The following is a 16,126-nucleotide window of genomic DNA, read 5'->3' as shown; positions in this document are numbered from 1 at the left end:
GACCGACGGCCCTGTGCGAGCAGGAGAGCCGGGGTTAGGGTGGACGGGACGACGGCCTCGAGCCGTCCGCCGCCTCGAGCGGTTCAACTCCACAGCGCACGATCACGACAGGCGAGGAACGCATGGACGACAGAGCACCCGAGGGCGACGACCGGGGAGCCGGCAGGCGCGACCAGCGTCCGGATCGTGCGGGAGGAGCGGGCCGCTCCTCCGCCCCGCGCAGCGGCGGACGTGACGAGCGTCCTCGGCGCGAGGGCGATCAGCGTCCGCGCCGGGAGGCCGACTTCCGTCCCCGGACCGAGGGCGATTCCCGTCCCTCGCGGGGTGGCGACGCACGTCCCGCGCGTGACGGCGACTCCCGTCCTCGTCGGGAGGGCGACTACCGTCCTCGGACGGACGGCGGTTTCCGTCCTCGGCGCGAGGGCGATCAGCGTCCGCGTCGGGAGGGCGACTTCCGTCCCCGGACCGATGGTGATTCCCGCCCCCGCCGTGATGGTGATTCGCGTCCGTCTCGTGATGGTGCTTCGCGTCCTCGCAGGGAGGGCGACTACCGTCCCCGGACTGATGGTGATCCCCGTCCCCGCCGGGACGGCGACGCACGTCCCGCCCGTGACGGTGACTCCCGTCCTCGCCGTGAGGGCGACTACCGTCCCCGGACGGACAGCGACTCCCGTCCGCGCCGGGACGGTGATTCCCGCCCTCGTCGTGATGGTGATTCCCGTCCCTCGCGTGACGGCGATTCGCGTCCTCGGCGGGAGGGCGATTTCCGTCCCCGTGCCGATGGTGATCCGCGTCCTCGCCGCGACGGAGACTCTCGACCTCCGCGTGACGGCGATTCGCGTCCGCGGCGGGAGGGCGACTTCCGTCCCCGGACCGACGGCGATTCGCGTCCTCGTCGTGACGGTGACTCGCGTCCTCGTCGCGAAGGCGACTTCCGTCCTCGGACCGACGGGGATTCGCGTCCCCGTCGTGACGGTGACGCGAGGGGTGGCCGCGATGGTGGGCGGTCCTTCTCGGATGATCGGCGTGGCGCCGGTGACCGTCAGGGCGGTCGCGGCTTCGCCGGCCGAGGTGCTCCTCGTGAGGAGCCGGAGATCACGGAGGAGGAGCGCGAGCGCCGGTCGCTCCAGTCCGTCCGCCCGCGTCACGACGACCCCGAGCTCCCGGACGACGTGCAGGCCAAGGACCTCGACCGCGTCGCGCGCAACGAGCTCAAGACGCTGACGAAGGAGAACGCCGAGTGGGTGGCGATGCACCTGGTGATGGCGGGGAGGCTCCTCGAGGAGGATCCCGAACTCGCGCACCGGCACGTGCTCTCTGCCGCCCGTCGGGCGGGGCGCATCGCCATCGTCCGCGAGTCGCTCGCCATCTCTGCCTACGCGATCGGCGACTTCGCTCTCGCGCTGCGGGAGCTGCGCACCTACCGCCGCATCTCCGGATCGGACGAGCAGGTCCCGCTGATGGTCGACAGTGAGCGCGGGGTCGGACGTCCTGACAAGGCGCTCGAGCTCGGCCGCTCCGTCGACCGCAGCACGCTCAGCGTCGGGGCGCAGGTCTCGCTCGCGATCGCGATGTCGGGCGCCCGCCTCGACCTCGGTCAGACCGAGCTGGCTCTGATGGAGCTCGAGATCCCGCAGCTCGAGCCCGACCGCGCCTTCTCGTACAGCCCTGATCTGTTCGCGGCCTACGCGGCGGTGCTCGAGGAGCTCGGTCGTACGGAGGAGGCCGCCCAGTGGCAGCGCCGCGCCGACGTCGCGGCCCGTGCCGTGTTCGTCGCGGAGGGCGGTGGAGACGACGAGACCATCGAGGTCGTGGAGGAGGAGGACGACGCGTTCGCGGTGCTCGACTCCGAGGACGACCTCGACAGGGACGAGCCGTCCGACGCTCCGCGCGCGGAGCAGGACGACGAGGACGACGACTCGGCCTTCGGGGACGAGTCCGGTGACGACGACGAGCCCGTCCAGGACGACGCGCCCGTCCAGGACGACGAGTCGGCTGAGGACGACGAGCCCGCCGAGGTCGACGAGCCGATCGAGCTCGACGATCCTGCCGACGCCGACGCCGTTCTCGAGCGGGACGGCGACATCGACGAGCAGGCGGACGCCATCGGTACGCCGGCTTCCGACGTCGACGTCCCGGACGACGGCGCACCCGTCACCGACGATGCACCCGTGACCGACGACCCGTCCGACGCCGACAGCCCGTCCCACACCGACGGCACCCCCGACACCGACGAGGAGCCCCGTGTTCAGAACTCCGAAGGCTGACCCCTCTCCGCTCGACGGCCGCGATGCGGTCCTCGCCGACCTCGACGGCGTCGTCTACAAGGGCGCCGACGCGATCCCCTTCGCGGTCGAGAGCCTGAACAGGGCCGGCGAGACCCTCCGCGTGGGGTACATCACGAACAACGCGTCGCGGACCGACGCCTCCGTCGCGGGGCACCTCTCGGACCTCGGTCTGAGCGTCGTCCCCGAGGACGTCGTGACGTCGCCGCAGGCGGCGGTCGTGCTGCTCGCCGATCTCGTGCCGGCGGGGGCGACGATCCTCGTCGTCGGCGGAGAGGGCCTGACGACCGAGGTCGAGCGTGCGGGCTTCACCGTCACGCGCAGCGCCCAGGACTCTCCCGCCGCGGTGATCCAGGGCTTCGCTCCGACCGTCGGCTGGGAGCAGCTCGCCGAGGCGTCGTTCGCGCTGCACACCGGGATCCCGTGGGTCGCCACGAACACCGACTGGACGATCCCCGTCGCGCGGGGCATCGCTCCGGGCAACGGCACCCTCGTCTCGGCCGTGCACACCGCCGTCGGCCGACTGCCCGTCGTCGCGGGCAAGCCGGAGCGCGCCATCTTCGACGCGGCGACGGCGCGGTTCGGCTCGACGAACCCGCTGTTCCTCGGCGACAGGCTCGACACCGACATCAAGGGAGCCAACGCCGCCGGGATGGAGAGCGCGCACGTGCTCACGGGCATCGATCGCGCCAAGCAGCTGCTGGCGGCCGACGCGAGCCTGCGGCCGACGTACATCCTCGGCGACCTGCGCGAGCTGCATCTGCCCTACCCGGCGACGTCGATCGCGCGGAACGGGACCCACTCGGTGCGCTCGGCGAAGGTGCGCCTCGACGGCGACTCCGTCGTGATCGTCGCCGCGGGCGACGACGAGATCGACCTCCTGCGCGCGGCCTGCTCCGTCATCTGGAGCTCGGGCCGCGCCATCTACGGCCTCGAGGTGCCGGAGTCGCTCTACAGCTGACCGCCGCCGACGGGCTCCTCGACACGGAGGAGCCCGCCGAGGCGAGCCGCGAGCAGCACCGCGAGCAACGCGATCAGCGCCCCGTACGCGAAGGTGACGGTGAAGACGGCCGATCCGGCGCCGACCAGTCCGGTGACCGCCGCGGCGATGAGCCCCGTGAGGGCCAGCGAGACGGAGGCGCCCGCCGAGTCCGAGATCTGGAGGGCGGAGCTGTTGAAGCCCTCGCGGCCGGGCTCCGACCGGGCGAGCGTCAGCGTCCCCATCCTCGGGAACATCGAGCCCATGCCGCCGCCGGCGACGAACCAGCCGACCGCGGCGGTCCACGGGGGCAGAGCGAGGGCGGAGGTGAGCAGCACCACCAGGACGCCGGCCAGCAGGAGGGACGTGCCCAGCCGCATGGCGCCCGCGTGCGAGAGCCGCGTCCCCGGCCGCCCCTGGAGGTTCGACCCCAGGGCCCAGGACACGGCGCCGGCGGTCAGCGTCGCGCCGGCCAGCCATGGTGGGAGGCCGTACTGCTCCGAGAGCAGCAGCGGCAGGTAGACCTCCGTGCCGAAGAACGCGGCGGCGACGGTGCCGCGCAGCAGGATCGTCGACGGCAGGACACCGCGCGCACGCAGGGTCCCGGCGGGCAGGAGCGCGCGAACGGCGAGGACGACGACCGCGATGGCCGCCACGGCGATCACGCCGGACGCGTCGGGGGCGAGTTCGGCGCTGGTGCTGAGCACCACGACTCCGCCCGCCACGATCACGGCTCGGACGATGCGGGTCACCGCCCCGCGGTCGAACGCCCGCACGTCCTGGCGCTCGAGGGCGCGCAGCGTCGGGGCGACGATCGCGCTCGCGACCGCCACCAGCAGGACCACGCCGAGGAAGACCCAGTGCCAGCTCGCCAGCTCGGCGACGACTCCGGCGGCGAACGGCCCGACGAGCGACGGCACCACCCAGGCGGCGGCGAAGGCCCCGAAGATCCGCGGATGCAGATCGGCGGGGAACACCCGCGCGACGAGCACGTAGAGGGTGACGGTGATCCCTCCGCTGCCCAGGCCCTGCAGCAGGCGCGCCGCCACGAAGACCTCCATCGAGGTCGCGAGCCCGGCCGCGATCAGTCCGAGGGTGAAGAGCAGGATCGCCGTGACGAGCGCCGGGGTGGGACCGCGCCGATCGGCGGAGGAGCCCGCCGCGACCATCCCGACGACGCCCGCGGCCAGAGTGGCGGCGAACGCGAGCGGGTAGAGCGCCCGCCCGTCGAGGTCGGCCGAGACGATCGGCATGATCGTCGTCACCGCCAGCGCCTCGAAGGCGCAGAGGAACACGAGGCTCGTCGCGCCGATCGTGGTCAGGAGGTAGGGCGCGGAGGTGATGCCGCGGCGATCGACTGCACGCACCCGCTCCACACTACGCCGGGCGCGCGCGCTCAGCGGTAGACGGCCCAGTCGTCTTTCGCGAGCACGGTGGGGGTGCCGTCGACCTCGACGAGCCAGCCGGCGTCGTCGCGCTCGAGGTAGCGGCCCTGCACGATCTCGGGAGCCCAGCCGCCGTCGCGCGAGGAGACCCAGCGGACGAAGCGGACCGTGCCGCCTCGGCGGAAGAGTGTGCCGTTGTGATCGCTCATGCGTGTGCCGTCCTCGCTCGGGACGGGTCCATCTCCGTCGTGGGTTCGGGGAGGAGGTGCAGGCCGCGGCGCCCGTTCGCGGCGGCCGAGAGCTCGCGCAGCCAGTGCGCGTTGACCTCCGGGCCGACGGGGGCGTCGTACTCGTACTGCAGCGGGATCGCGGGGTGCAGCCACAGCTCGCTGTGCTTGCCGCAGTCGTCGGCCTCGATCGTCAGGATGAAGCCCTCGCTGCGTCGCAGCTTGGCCGTGACGACGAGCTGCAGATGCGCGAGCGCACGGTCGTCGAACGGGTGAGCGCTCGGCGGCGTTCCGTACAGCAGGCGACCCATCACGCTGCCTTCCTCTTCCGGGGGCGCTCAGGTCGGGGATCCCGCAGCGTCTCCCTGGACTCTAGGTACTCGCTAAGTCGGTTAGCTAATGGATGATGGGCTCAGTGCGCTTTCGGTACAGACGGCATCGGAGGCGGTCCGAGGTGCTTCTATGGAGGGAGCGAGTACCCGCCCGGGGCGCCTGCCCCGGCCCAGGAAGGCGCACCGCATGGAAGCCCGCCCCGATCTCTTCTCGCTGCTGACTCGACTCCGTTCGGCCGAGCGCGAGTACGACGGCAGGGTCGAGGCCCGCCTCGGCATCGGCACCACGGATCTCGCCGCGCTCCGGCTGATCGGACTCGGCGCGGACCGCGACGAGATCGTCCGCGCGGTCGACCTGGCGGCGGCCATCCGCATCACGACCGCGGCCGTCTCGCTGATGATCGATCGGCTGGCGCGTGCCGGATACGTCGACCGGGTGCTGGACCCCTCCGACGGCCGCGGCCGCATCCTCTGCCTGACGGACAGCGCCCGGAGCGCGATCAGCGGTACGGACGTGCCGACGTACGGGGCGATCCGCACGCTCTCGGCCGGCATCCCCGACGAGGAGGCGGTGCGCTTCGCCGCGCTGCTGACCGGTGTGAGCGCGATCCTCGAGGGTCACCCGCCGCCCCTGGTCGCGTCCCAGGCCTGATCCCGCGTGCTCCGCTCGGCCTTCTCGCACGGCCCGCGGCGTCCGGATCCTCGTTCGCCTAGCGCTGCAGGGTGGCACTCGGGTACTCGCCGAAGCGGGCGAGGTACGCGGAGCTGAACCGGCCGGGATTGCCGAAGCCCCAGGCGTGCGCGATCTCCGTGACGCTCCTGGTACGCGGATCCGCGGCCGCGAGCTCGGCGTGCGCCGCGTCGAGGCGGACCAGGCGGATGTAGGCGATGGGGCGCACGTCGAGCACCCGCTGGAACGCGGACTGCAGTCCGCGGACGCTCAGCCCGGCGGACGCGGCGACCTCGGTCGGCCCGATCGGCTCGGACGCGTGCGCGTGGATGAACTCGACGGCGGTGCGCAGTCGCGCGTTCCGCGGCAGGAGGAGCTCGGGCGGGGCGACCGCCGCCTCCGGAGGGTAGAGCTCGAGCAGCGCCGACACCGTGCCCCGGGTCAGCTCGTCCCACAGCAGGTGGCTGACGCGCTCGCTCCGCAGGGCCTGGGCCGATGCGGACACCGCGCGGCGCCAGTGCTGCACGGCGTCGGCGGTCGGCCGGGCGCGGTGGTCGAAGCGGAGCGGCCCCAGCAGGCCCCGCTCGGCCGCCACCTTCTCGACCGCCGAGCGCCCCAGGTGGACGAGCTTCTGCTCGTAGTCGACGTACTCGAAGGCGAACGAGCGGCCGACGGGGAAGAGCTGCGGCCGGCCGTGCACCAGGGCGATCGGCTCCTGGCCGTCGTCGACCGTCGCGCGACCGGCGACGATCCACTGCACGACCACCTCGTCCGTGACTCCGACGGCTCCCTGCAGGTCGCCGGTCATGCGGGAGGTGCGCAGGGTCATCGCGGCGTCGCCCAGCGCGGCGTACCGGTACGAGAAGGCGGAGTCGGTGGGCAGCGCCGACCACTCCTCGCCGTTGTACAGCACGGCGAGGCGGTGGCGGGCCTCCTCGGGGTCTCCGCCACCGGTGTCCAGTCGGACGCGGGTGCGCTCGTCGTTCACGGGTCGTTCCGAGGGGTTCTCAGCGGGTCAGGCGCTCGATGAGCTCGCGGTAGCGGGCGGCGGTCCGCTCGACGATCTCGTGCGGGAGCGTCGGGGGGAGGCCCTGGCCGTCCCAGTTGTCGCTGAGCCAGTCGCGGACGATCTGCTTGTCGAAGGACTGGCCGCGGACGCCCGCCTCGTACTCGTCGGCGTCCCAGTAGCGGGAGGAGTCGCTCGTCAGGACCTCGTCGCCGAGCGTCACGAGGCCGTCGGCGTCGACGCCGAACTCGAACTTCGTGTCGGCGAGGATCACGCCGCGTGCCAGGGCGATCGTGGCCGCCTCCTCGTACACGTGCAGCGAGAGGGTGCGCAGCGCCTCCGCGGCCTCGTCGCCCACGATCTCGACGGTGCGCTCGAAGGTGATGTTCTCGTCGTGCTCGCCCTGCGGAGCCTTCCAGGCGGGCGTGTAGATCGGCTCGGGCAGGCGATCGCCGTCGGACAGGCCCTCCGGCAGCTCGACACCGCAGACCGTGCCGCTCGCGCGGTACTCCTTCCAGCCGCTGCCCGAGAGGTAGCCGCGCACGACGCACTCGATCGGGAACATGTCGAGCGTGGTGACGAGCATCGCCCGGCGGGCCACCGCCTCCGGGATCGCACCGCGCACGAGGTGGTTGGGAACGTCCTTCAGCTGGTGGAACCACCACATCGACAGCTCGGTGAGCAGCTCGCCCTTGCCGGGGATGCCCGGCTCGAGGACGTGGTCGTACGCGCTGACGCGGTCGCTCGCGACGACGAGCATGCGGTCGGCGCCGAGCACCGGATCGGCGTCCTCGGGGGTGTAGAGGTCCCGGACCTTGCCCGAGTAGGCGTGCTGCCAGCCGGGGAGCGGGGTGGAGGAGTCGAAGGAGACGGTCACCCCTCCATTCTCCCGGTTTCCGGCGCCTGCGCGGAGCGCTCTCTCGGAAGCGTTCCGCTGTCAACCACCGGCGCTCGCAGGGGGTGCGCGCCTACCGTCGAAGAATGACTTCCGAGAGCACTGCAGACCAGTACACGTTCCAGGACCCGACGAAGATGTACTCCGAGATCGACACGGAGGAGCAGTACCAGGAGGGCTCCGGCCTGGACTCGAAGATGGACGACCTCGCCGACCGCGGCGAGTCGACCTACCGCGGCTCCGGCCGCCTGACCGGCCGCAAGGCGCTCATCACCGGTGGCGACTCCGGCATCGGCGCGGCCGTCGCGATCGCCTACGCCCGCGAGGGCGCCGACGTCGCGATCGTCTACCTCCCCGAGGAGGAGAGCGACGCGAAGAAGGTCGTCGCGCTGATCGAGGACGCCGGCCGCACCGCGGTCGCGATCCCCGGCGACATCACCGACCACGACTTCGCGGTCGGCGCGGTGGCCACCGCGGTCGAGGGCCTCGGCGGCCTCGACATCCTCGTCAACAACGCCGGCAAGCAGCAGTTCGTCGAGGACTTCCTCGAGCTCTCCGACGAGCAGTTCGACGAGACCTTCAAGACCAACGTCTACGCGATGTTCTGGATGACGAAGGCGGCCCTGCCGCACCTCGCCCCCGGATCCTCGATCATCAGCACCTCGTCGATCCAGGCCTACCAGCCGTCGCCGACGCTGGTCGACTACGCCAGCACCAAGGCCACGATCAACACGTTCTCGAAGGCGCTCGCGCAGCAGCTCGCCCCCAAGGGCATCCGCGTGAACGTCGTCGCACCCGGCCCGATCTGGACTCCGCTGCAGACGGCCGGCGGCCAGCCTCCCGAGAAGCTGCCCGAGGTCGGCTCGCAGACGCCGCTCGGACGCTGGGGCCAGCCGGCGGAGCTCGCTCCCGCCTACGTGTTCCTCGCCTCGCCCGAGTCGAGCTACGTCGTCGGCGAGACGCTGCACGTCAACGGCGGCATGCCCACGCCGTGATCCTCGCCGGCACTCGTTCGCCGTAACACTCGGCGGCGCTGAAGACCCGGCAGGCGCTCGGGGACCACGGTCCTCCGTGCGCTTGCTGGGTCTTCGCTTTTGGTTGTCGTAACAATCGCTCCGGAGAAGGCGAACTGCGCAAGGCTTTCCCCATGACCGATTCCCTGCCGATCCTCGACCTCTCCCGTCTCGACCAGGGCGAGGACGAAGCCGCCGCCTTCCGCCGCGACCTCCGCGAGACCACGCACGACGTGGGCTTCTTCTACCTCGTCGGCCACGGCGTGCCGCAGGAGCTCCTCGACGACGTCGTCGCCGTCTCCCGCCGCTTCTTCGACCTCCCGGAGGAGGACAAGCTCGCGATCGAGAACACGGCCAGCCCGCAGTTCCGCGGCTACACCCGCTTCGGCGCCGAGCTCACCAACGGCGACGTCGACTACCGCGAGCAGGTCGACATCGGCATCGAGCGCGAGGTCGTCCCGGCCGGCCCCGACGTGCCGGACTACCAGCGCCTCGAGGGCCCGAACCTCTGGCCCGAGGCCCTGCCCGAGTTCCGCACCCTCTTCGAGCGCTGGCACGCGGAGCTCGCCGCCGTCGCGATCCGCCTCCTGCGCACCTGGGCGGTCGCCCTCGACGCGCCGGCCGACGTCTTCGACGAGGCCTTCGCCGAGAAGGCGTTCCCCCTGGTCAAGGTCGTCCGCTACCCCGGCACCTCCGACCCCGAGCCCAAGCAGGGCGTCGGCGCGCACCGCGACGGCGGCGTGCTGACCCTGCTGCTGGTCGAGCCCGGAAAGGGCGGACTGCAGGTCGAGCACGACGGCGAGTGGATCGAGGCGCCCGCGCTTCCCGGCGCGTTCGTCGTCAACATCGGCGAGATGCTCGAGCTGGCGACCGGCGGCTACCTCAAGGCCACGCTGCACCGCGTGATCTCGCCGCTGATCGGCACCGACCGCATCTCGATCCCGTACTTCTTCAACCCCTCGCTCGACGCGACCATGCCCTCGCTGCCGCTGCCCGAGGAGCTCAAGTCGGGGCTGTCGGTCGACCCGACCAACAGCCCGATCCTCGAGACGTACGGCGAGAACGCGCTGCGCTACCGCCTGCGCGCGCATCCGAACGTGGCCGAGGTGCACCACCGCGACCTGCTGGCGCCGACGCGCTGACGCTCGGCGCTTTCCGGGACGGGGCGTCCCTCCTCCGCTGCGTGCGGGGCGAGGGGCGCCCCGTCCGTCGTCCCGGTGCCGCCGTTGGGCAGGATCCACTGCTCTCGCGGACGCGGAGCAGCGAGAAGTGACCAACGGCGACGCAGGGTCACTCGCGGCGAGGGCTCAGAGCCAGAGCACCACGTGCCGGCCGGCGATCGGCTCGACGGCGACCGGGGTGTCGTAGAGCGCCTCGAGATGCGGCGCCGTCAGCACCTCCGCCACCGGGCCGTGGTGCACCACCCGGCCGTCGCGGATCGCGACGATGTCGTCGGCGAACTGCGCGGCGACGTTGATGTCGTGCAGGACCACGACCACGGTCATCCGCCTCTCGTCGGCGAGGCGGCGGAGGAGCTTCATCAGCACGACGCCGTGGCGCGGGTCGAGGTTGTTGAGCGGCTCGTCGAGGAGGAGGTGGTCGGTGTCCTGCGCGAGGGCCATCGCCACGAAGGCGCGCTGGCGCTGGCCTCCCGAGAGCTCGTCGAGGTAGCGCTCGCGGACGGCGCCCAGATCGAGGGCGTCGATCGCGGCGTCGACGAGGGCGCGGTCCTCGGGGGTGCGGCCCGTTCCTCCGTGCGGGAAGCGGCCGTAGGCGACGAGGTCGTCGACGCTGAGGCGGATCGCGAAGTGGTTGTCCTGGCGGAGGATCGCCAGGCGCTTCGCGATGTCGCGGGAGCGGGTGGTCGCGACGTCCAGGTCGTCGACGGAGACGGCTCCGCTCTCGGCCTTCAGGAGGCGCCCGATGGTCGACAGCAGCGTCGACTTGCCGGAGCCGTTGGGCCCGATGATCGCGGTGAGGCCGGTGCCGAGCTCGAGCGAGACGCCGTCGACCGCGAGGGTGCGGCCGTGGCGGGTGGTGACCGAGGTGGTGCGGATCATGTCAGCGAGCCCTTCCGGTGAGCACGAGCAGGATGAAGAGGACGCCGCCGACGAACTCGACGACGACGGGCAGCTCGGTGCCGAAGCCGAGCACCCGGTCGAGCACGAGCTGCCCGCCGACCAGCGCGACGACTCCGATCGCCACCGCCGCCGGGATGCTGCGTGCGTGCCGGTGGCCGACCGCTCCGTAGGCGACGTTCGCGACGATGAGCCCGAAGAAGGCGACGGGCCCGACGAGAGCGGTCGACGCGGCGACCATGAGGGCGATCGCGACGATCGTGTGCAGCACGACCCTGCGGTGCTCGACTCCGAGCGACACCGCGGTCGCCTCGCCGAGGGCGAGCACGTCGAGGGAGCGGCGGATCGGCCACAGCGACGCGATGGCCGCGACGACCACGAGGCCGGTCGGCAGCAGCAGCTCGCGGTCGACCGAGGTGAAGCTCGCGAAGGTCAGGTTCTGCACGATCGCGAAGGTGTCCGGATCGAGGAGCCGCTGCAGGAACGACGTCACCGACCGCAGCAGCACGCCGAGCACGAGCCCCGCGAGCACGATCACGTGAAGGTCGAGTCTGCGGCGGACGAACAGCCAGGAGTAGAGGGCGACGACGACGCCGGCCATCAGCAGGAGCTCCACCAGCCACGAGGCGAGCGGCGGCGCGGCGACCAGGATCGTGGGGCCGATCGCGAACGCGCTCACCACCTGGATCATCAGGAAGACGGCGTCGAAGCCCATGATGCCGGGGGTGAGGATGCGGTTGGCCGTGACGGTCTGGAACAGGACGGTCGCGACTCCGATCGCCGCGGCGGCGATGACCATGCCCAGCACGGTGCGCCCGCGGAGGCCCAGGGCGTACTCCCACTTCCCGGGCAGATCGGTGAGCAGGTAGAGCGCGATCGAGACGGCGGCGGCGCCCGTCAGTAGCGCCAGGCGGACGGAGGGGGAGCGCAGCGCGGTCACGGGGCGACGCTCCGTCGGCGGCGGCGCGCGGTGTCGGCCGGGCCGATGAGCAGGCGGAGGAAGACGACTCCGCCGACGACGCCCATCACGAGCGAGATCGGCAGCTCGAAGGGGAAGCGGACCGTGCGGCCGACGAGGTCGCAGAGCAGGACCAGCGCGGCCCCGAGCAGGGCGACGAGCGGGACGGAGCGGCGCATGCTGTCGCCGACCATCCGGCTGACGAGGTTGGGGACGATGAGACCCAGGAACGGGAGCGCGCCGGTGACCACGATCATCACTCCGGTGACCGCGGCGATGATGACGACGCCGGTGAGCATGACCGCCCGGGTGTCGAGGCCGAGACCGCGCGCGGTGTCCTCGCCGAGGGCGGCGACGGTGAAGCGGTCTGCCGCGATCCAGGCGACGGCGGCGGCGGCCGCGGCGACCCAGAGCATCTCGTAGCGGCCGCGGAGGATGCCCGAGAAGTCGCCGATGCCCCAGTTGAGCAGCTCCTGGAGGGTGTCGGTGCGGTAGGCGACGAACGCGGCGACGGCGCCGATCACTCCGCCGTAGAGGATGCCGACGACCGGCACGAGCACGCTCGAGCGGGACGGGATGCGGCGCGCGAGCGCGAGGAAGCCGAGCACGCCCGCGAGGGCGCCGAGCGCGGCCAGCGCGGCCTTCGCTCCGACGGGCAGCTCGGGGCCGAGGAGGAGGACCGCGAGCAGGGCGAGGGTCGCGGCGTCCGTCGCTCCGGTCGTGCCCGGCTCGACGAGGCGGTTGCGGGTGAGCAGCTGCATGATCAGGCCGGTGACGGCGAAGGCCGACCCGGCGAGCACGAGGGCGAGGGTGCGGGGGAGGCGGCTCTCGACGAGCACGAACAGGTCGAGCTCGGCGACGCCGAGGAACAGCGAGATCGCCGCGAGGACGGCCACGAGGACCGTCCCCGCGACGATCAGCGCGCGGGGGGAGGGGCGGGTCACGCTCGGGAGCGGCTCCGGTCAGCTCTGCATCGCGTCGTGCACGGTCTCGAGCACGTTCTGCACGGCGGTCAGGCCGTTGATGACGATGTAGAGCTCGCTCGCGGGCAGCAGCACGACGTGGTCGTCCTGCGCGGCGGGCGTCTGGGCGACGAGCGCGTTGTCGAGGGTCTGCTCGGCGGTGCTGCCCTCACCGGTCGCGGCACCGCGGTCGAACGCGAAGATCCACTCGGGAGCGGCGCTGAGGATGAACTCGTTCGTGACGGTGTCGCCGTGCGGGGAGCCCTCTGCTCCGGGCAGCTCGGCCGCGGCCACCGCGGGGGTGAAGCCGAGGCCGTCGAAGAAGTAGCCGAAGCGCGAGCCCTCGCCGAAGGCGCCGTACTCGCCGCCCGAGACCGAGAGGACGAGGGCGGTGCCGGAGGCGTCGGCGGTGATGGACTCGACGAGCTCCTCGGTCGCGGCGGCCTGCTCGGCGACCTCGTCCTCGCGCTCGAAGATCTCGCCGAGCTGCGTGGCGCGCTCGAGGGCTGCCGCCGGGTCGAACGTGCCGGCGTAGCTGCCGGTCAGGTCGATCGTGGTCGCGATCTCGGACAGCTCGTCGTACTGGCCGGTGCTGCGCGCCGCCGTGACGATGAGGTCGGGCTCGAGCTCGGCGACGGCCTCGAAGTCGGGCTCGAAGAGGGTGCCCACCTTGGGCAGGTCGGCGTACTCCGAGAGGTAGTCGGGGAGCGTGACGTCGGGGATCGCGACGACCGCGTCTCCCGCGCCGATCGCGTGCAGCGTGTCGAGCGTGGCGATGTCGAAGGTGACGACGGCCTCGGGGGAGGCGGGCACCTCGACCGACGCGCGAGCGGTCTCGCGGTCCTCCTGGTACGACTGCTCGCCGTTCTCGTCGACGAGGACGAGGGTGGGCTTCGCGTCCTCGACGACGATCGTCTCGGCGGTCGCGGGAGCGGCTTCGGAGGCGCCGGAGGAGCACGCCGAGAGGGCGAGCGCGGCGACGGCGAGGCCGGCGAGGGGCAGGGCGGAGCGGAGTCTCGGTGAGGGGTGCATGAGGGTAGGCTACCCTAAGTGTGAGAGCGGCTCTCAGGGTGTGGCGCGGCGTGCCCGAGTGCCTCGCGGTGTCCCGACGGGGCTACGCGCCGCACCAGAACTGCAGCTCGGCGCCCGCGCTGTACACGTAGTGGAGACCGGTGAAGCCGTGGCCGCCCGCGTACTCGGTCCGGAACGCGTCGGTCGTCGGGTCGAGCTGGTAGAGGATCCGCATCAGCTCACGACCCTCCGCGTCGGACGCCGCGATCGAGACGGACGTGCCCTCGTAGTCGTCGCTCGGGTAGGAGACGGCGAGGGTGATCTCGGGGTGGGCGGCGGTCGCCGAGGCTCCGAGGTCGACGGGTAGGGCGACGGCCTCCTGATCGTTCTCGGCTCCGCTGACAGGGTTGTAATGCGTGCTGCACGCCAGCTGGGCGGGCGGAGCGATCCTGCCGGAGCCTCCGTCGCTCGCGGTCGCGCATCCGCTCATCGCACTGCCGATCAGCAGCACCGCGCCGACTGCCTGGAACGTTCGAGACCTCATCCGCTGACCCCTCTCCCCGGCGGCACGGTAGCAGGGGAGGGTATCGATGCGGGTCCTCGGGCCCGACGGGCGTCGAGCGCGGTGCCGTCGCCCGCCGTTCGCCACTTCCCGCTGCTCTGAGTGCGTCAGAGCCGCAGAACGTGTCCAATCGCGATCGGCCTGAACGGGGGAGCCCGCCGTGGCCGCCGACGCGCCAGACTCAGGTGCCGCCGCTCGGCGCCCGCGCAGGAGGAGACCGCCATGACCGCGACCGGCCAGCGCCCCACCGACGACGGCATGGCCGAGTTCGGCTACCGGCCGTCGCTGCGGCGCGGAATCGGCCGCTTCGGCAGCTTCGCGGCGGGAGTCAGCTACATCTCGATCCTGACCGGCACGTTCCAGCTCTTCTACTTCGGCTTCGGACTCGGCGGCCCCGCCTACTGGTGGTCGTGGCCGATCGTGTTCGCGGGTCAGCTGACCGTGGCGCTCTGCTTCGCCGAGCTGGCCGGCCGCTACCCGGTCGCCGGCTCCGTCTACAACTGGAGCAAGCGGATCGCGGGCCCGACGGTCGGCTGGCTCGCGGGCTGGATGATGGCCACGGCCTCGGTCGTCACGCTCGCGGCCGTGGTGCTCGCGTACCAGGCGACGCTGCCGCGCATCTGGAGCGGCTTCCAGCTCGTCGGCGACGGCACGGGCGCGAGCTTCGGCGTCAGCGCGGTGATCTGGGGCGCGATCCTCATCCTCTTCACGACCGTCGTGAACGCGGTCGGCGTGAAGCTGATGGCGCGGATCAACAGCACCGGAGTGCTGATCGAGCTGATCGCGGCCGTGCTGCTGGTGATCGTCCTCGCGGCGAGCGTCGTGAATCCGCCGACCGTGCTGCTCGACACGACGGGCTACGGGGACGCGGGCGGCTACGCGGGCGCCTTCCTGATCGCGGCCATCGCCTCCGCCTACGTGATTTACGGCTTCGACACCGCCGGCTCCCTCGCGGAGGAGACGGTCGATCCGCGCAGGACCGGCCCGGCCGCGATCCTCCGCGCCGTGATCGCGTCGTTCGTGCTGGGCGGTCTGATCCTGCTGCTCGGGATCCTCGCGGCGCCCGACCTCGCCGACCCGGCGCTCGGCGAGGCCTCGGGTGGACTGCAGCTGATCGTGCTGCAGGCGCTCGGCGGGCCGCTCGGCACCGCCTTCCTGCTCTGCATCGTGGTCGCGATCACGGTCTGCGCGCTCGCGGTGCACACGGCGGGCATCCGACTCGTCTTCGCGATGGCGCGCGACAACGCCCTGCCGGGCAGCGCGGTGCTCGCCCGCATCGATCCGCGGCGACGCACCCCTCTCGCGCCCGCGATCGTGATCGGCGTGCTCGCGGTGCTGATCCTGGCGGTGAACATCGGCACCCCCGAGATCTTCACGGCTGTGACGAGCGTGGCGGTGGTGCTGATCTACCTGGCGTACCTGCTGGTCACGGTGCCGCTGCTCGTGCGGCGCCTCCGCGGGGAGTGGCCGCGCGTCACGGGCTCGTTCTCGCTCGGGCGGCTGGGGCTGCCGGTGAACGTCGTCGCGGTGCTGTGGGGTGCGGCGATGACGGTCAACCTGGCCTGGCCGCGCGTCGAGGTCTACGGCGACGCGGGGGCGCTGCAGTACATCGCGCTGATCGCGGTCGCGGTGGTCGTCGTGGTCGGACTGGGTTGGTACCTGCTGCGCGGGCGCCACCGGCTGGGGACGCTGCCGGAGCACGCTCGGGAGGAGTGAGCCGCGACCGAGTTGCCCGGAAGGGTCGTCGGATGCGGCGTGTCGGG

Annotated in this window: 16 protein-coding genes; 6 read left to right on the top strand and 10 right to left on the bottom strand. The window is 72.1% G+C overall.

Features of this window, described 5'->3' with window-relative positions; genetic code table 11:
* Positions 1-1,172: 1,172 nt before the first annotated feature.
* Together IOC53_RS12970 and IOC53_RS12965 are read left to right on the top strand one after the other, a co-directional pair.
* Entirely contained in the window at positions 1,173-2,267 is a 1,095-nt protein-coding gene (locus IOC53_RS12970; RefSeq protein ID WP_207406314.1) for a hypothetical protein, read from the top strand.
* Positions 2,245-3,246, top strand: a complete 1,002-nt coding sequence (locus tag IOC53_RS12965; protein WP_207406313.1) for an HAD-IIA family hydrolase — start codon at positions 2,245-2,247, stop codon at positions 3,244-3,246. Before IOC53_RS12970 ends, IOC53_RS12965 begins: the two co-directional genes overlap by 23 nt.
* Here the strand turns inward: IOC53_RS12965 and IOC53_RS12960 are convergent.
* The 3 genes from IOC53_RS12960 to IOC53_RS12950 are packed head-to-tail and all read right to left on the bottom strand — an operon-like array spanning position 3,237 to position 5,190.
* Positions 3,237-4,631 carry an MFS transporter gene (locus IOC53_RS12960; protein WP_307786190.1) on the bottom strand — a complete coding sequence of 465 codons (1,395 nt, stop codon included), beginning with the start codon at positions 4,629-4,631 and terminating at the stop codon, positions 3,237-3,239. The genes IOC53_RS12965 and IOC53_RS12960 overlap by 10 nt on opposite strands.
* A 29-nt stretch (positions 4,632-4,660) precedes the next feature.
* Positions 4,661-4,858, bottom strand: coding sequence for a hypothetical protein (locus IOC53_RS12955; RefSeq protein ID WP_207406312.1), 198 nt, complete (start codon positions 4,856-4,858; stop codon positions 4,661-4,663).
* Positions 4,855-5,190 (bottom strand): hypothetical protein, encoded by a 336-nt coding sequence (locus tag IOC53_RS12950; protein ID WP_207406311.1) that lies wholly within the window; start codon positions 5,188-5,190, stop codon positions 4,855-4,857. The genes IOC53_RS12955 and IOC53_RS12950 overlap by 4 nt, the downstream gene beginning before the upstream one ends.
* 205 nt (positions 5,191-5,395) lie before the next feature.
* On the opposite strand from IOC53_RS12950, the gene IOC53_RS12945 reads away from it, so the two are divergent.
* The gene (locus IOC53_RS12945) at positions 5,396-5,860 is read left to right on the top strand and encodes a MarR family winged helix-turn-helix transcriptional regulator (RefSeq protein WP_207406310.1); all 465 of its coding nucleotides are present in this window, start codon (positions 5,396-5,398) and stop codon (positions 5,858-5,860) included.
* 58 nt (positions 5,861-5,918) lie between these two features.
* Here the strand turns inward: IOC53_RS12945 and IOC53_RS12940 are convergent, their stop codons facing one another.
* Together IOC53_RS12940 and IOC53_RS12935 are read right to left on the bottom strand one after the other, a co-directional pair.
* Positions 5,919-6,866, bottom strand: a complete 948-nt coding sequence (locus tag IOC53_RS12940; RefSeq protein WP_207406309.1) for an AraC family transcriptional regulator — start codon at positions 6,864-6,866, stop codon at positions 5,919-5,921.
* 19 nt (positions 6,867-6,885) lie between these two features.
* Complete coding sequence (locus IOC53_RS12935) at positions 6,886-7,761, bottom strand: phosphoribosylaminoimidazolesuccinocarboxamide synthase (RefSeq protein ID WP_207406308.1); 876 nt, start codon at positions 7,759-7,761, stop codon at positions 6,886-6,888.
* A gap of 104 nt (positions 7,762-7,865) precedes the next feature.
* Between IOC53_RS12935 and IOC53_RS12930 the strand changes: the two genes are divergently transcribed.
* Complete coding sequence (locus IOC53_RS12930; RefSeq protein WP_207406307.1) at positions 7,866-8,774, top strand: glucose 1-dehydrogenase; 909 nt, start codon at positions 7,866-7,868, stop codon at positions 8,772-8,774.
* 152 nt (positions 8,775-8,926) lie between these two features.
* Positions 8,927-9,934 (top strand): isopenicillin N synthase family oxygenase, encoded by a 1,008-nt coding sequence (locus tag IOC53_RS12925; RefSeq protein WP_207406306.1) that lies wholly within the window; start codon positions 8,927-8,929, stop codon positions 9,932-9,934.
* A gap of 165 nt (positions 9,935-10,099) precedes the next feature.
* Here the strand turns inward: IOC53_RS12925 and IOC53_RS12920 are convergent, their stop codons facing one another.
* From IOC53_RS12920 to IOC53_RS12900, 5 genes are all read right to left on the bottom strand, one after another.
* Positions 10,100-10,852 carry an ABC transporter ATP-binding protein gene (locus IOC53_RS12920; RefSeq protein WP_207406305.1) on the bottom strand — a complete coding sequence of 251 codons (753 nt, stop codon included), beginning with the start codon at positions 10,850-10,852 and terminating at the stop codon, positions 10,100-10,102.
* 1 nt (position 10,853) lies between these two features.
* Positions 10,854-11,810 carry an iron chelate uptake ABC transporter family permease subunit gene (locus tag IOC53_RS12915; protein WP_207406303.1) on the bottom strand — a complete coding sequence of 319 codons (957 nt, stop codon included), beginning with the start codon at positions 11,808-11,810 and terminating at the stop codon, positions 10,854-10,856.
* The gene (locus IOC53_RS12910; RefSeq protein WP_207406301.1) at positions 11,807-12,772 is read right to left on the bottom strand and encodes an iron chelate uptake ABC transporter family permease subunit; all 966 of its coding nucleotides are present in this window, start codon (positions 12,770-12,772) and stop codon (positions 11,807-11,809) included. Before IOC53_RS12910 ends, IOC53_RS12915 begins: the two co-directional genes overlap by 4 nt.
* An 18-nt stretch (positions 12,773-12,790) precedes the next feature.
* Entirely contained in the window at positions 12,791-13,822 is a 1,032-nt protein-coding gene (locus IOC53_RS12905; protein ID WP_207406299.1) for a siderophore ABC transporter substrate-binding protein, read from the bottom strand.
* A gap of 82 nt (positions 13,823-13,904) precedes the next feature.
* Positions 13,905-14,345, bottom strand: a complete 441-nt coding sequence (locus IOC53_RS12900) for a hypothetical protein (RefSeq protein ID WP_207406297.1) — start codon at positions 14,343-14,345, stop codon at positions 13,905-13,907.
* Positions 14,346-14,585: 240 nt separating this feature from the next.
* On the opposite strand from IOC53_RS12900, the gene IOC53_RS12895 reads away from it, so the two are divergent.
* Positions 14,586-16,079, top strand: coding sequence for an APC family permease (locus IOC53_RS12895; protein WP_242683299.1), 1,494 nt, complete (start codon positions 14,586-14,588; stop codon positions 16,077-16,079).
* Positions 16,080-16,126: the final 47 nt, after the last annotated feature.

The sequence above is a fragment of the Rathayibacter sp. SD072 genome (genome assembly GCF_017355185.1).
Lineage (GTDB): Bacteria > Actinomycetota > Actinomycetes > Actinomycetales > Microbacteriaceae > Rathayibacter.
The sequence above is the reverse complement of the archived record's forward strand: the minus strand, read 5'-3'. Positions and strand labels throughout refer to the sequence as shown.

Coding starts and splice junctions, on each gene's coding strand:
- IOC53_RS12955 (WP_207406312.1), bottom strand. CDS start 4,858: ATGAGCGATCACAACGGCACACTCTTCCGCCGAGGCGGCACGGTCCGC.
- IOC53_RS12945 (WP_207406310.1), top strand. CDS start 5,396: ATGGAAGCCCGCCCCGATCTCTTCTCGCTGCTGACTCGACTCCGTTCG.
- IOC53_RS12930 (WP_207406307.1), top strand. CDS start 7,866: ATGACTTCCGAGAGCACTGCAGACCAGTACACGTTCCAGGACCCGACG.
- IOC53_RS12925 (WP_207406306.1), top strand. CDS start 8,927: ATGACCGATTCCCTGCCGATCCTCGACCTCTCCCGTCTCGACCAGGGC.
- IOC53_RS12920 (WP_207406305.1), bottom strand. CDS start 10,852: ATGATCCGCACCACCTCGGTCACCACCCGCCACGGCCGCACCCTCGCG.
- IOC53_RS12905 (WP_207406299.1), bottom strand. CDS start 13,822: ATGCACCCCTCACCGAGACTCCGCTCCGCCCTGCCCCTCGCCGGCCTC.
- IOC53_RS12900 (WP_207406297.1), bottom strand. CDS start 14,345: ATGAGGTCTCGAACGTTCCAGGCAGTCGGCGCGGTGCTGCTGATCGGC.
- IOC53_RS12895 (WP_242683299.1), top strand. CDS start 14,586: ATGACCGCGACCGGCCAGCGCCCCACCGACGACGGCATGGCCGAGTTC.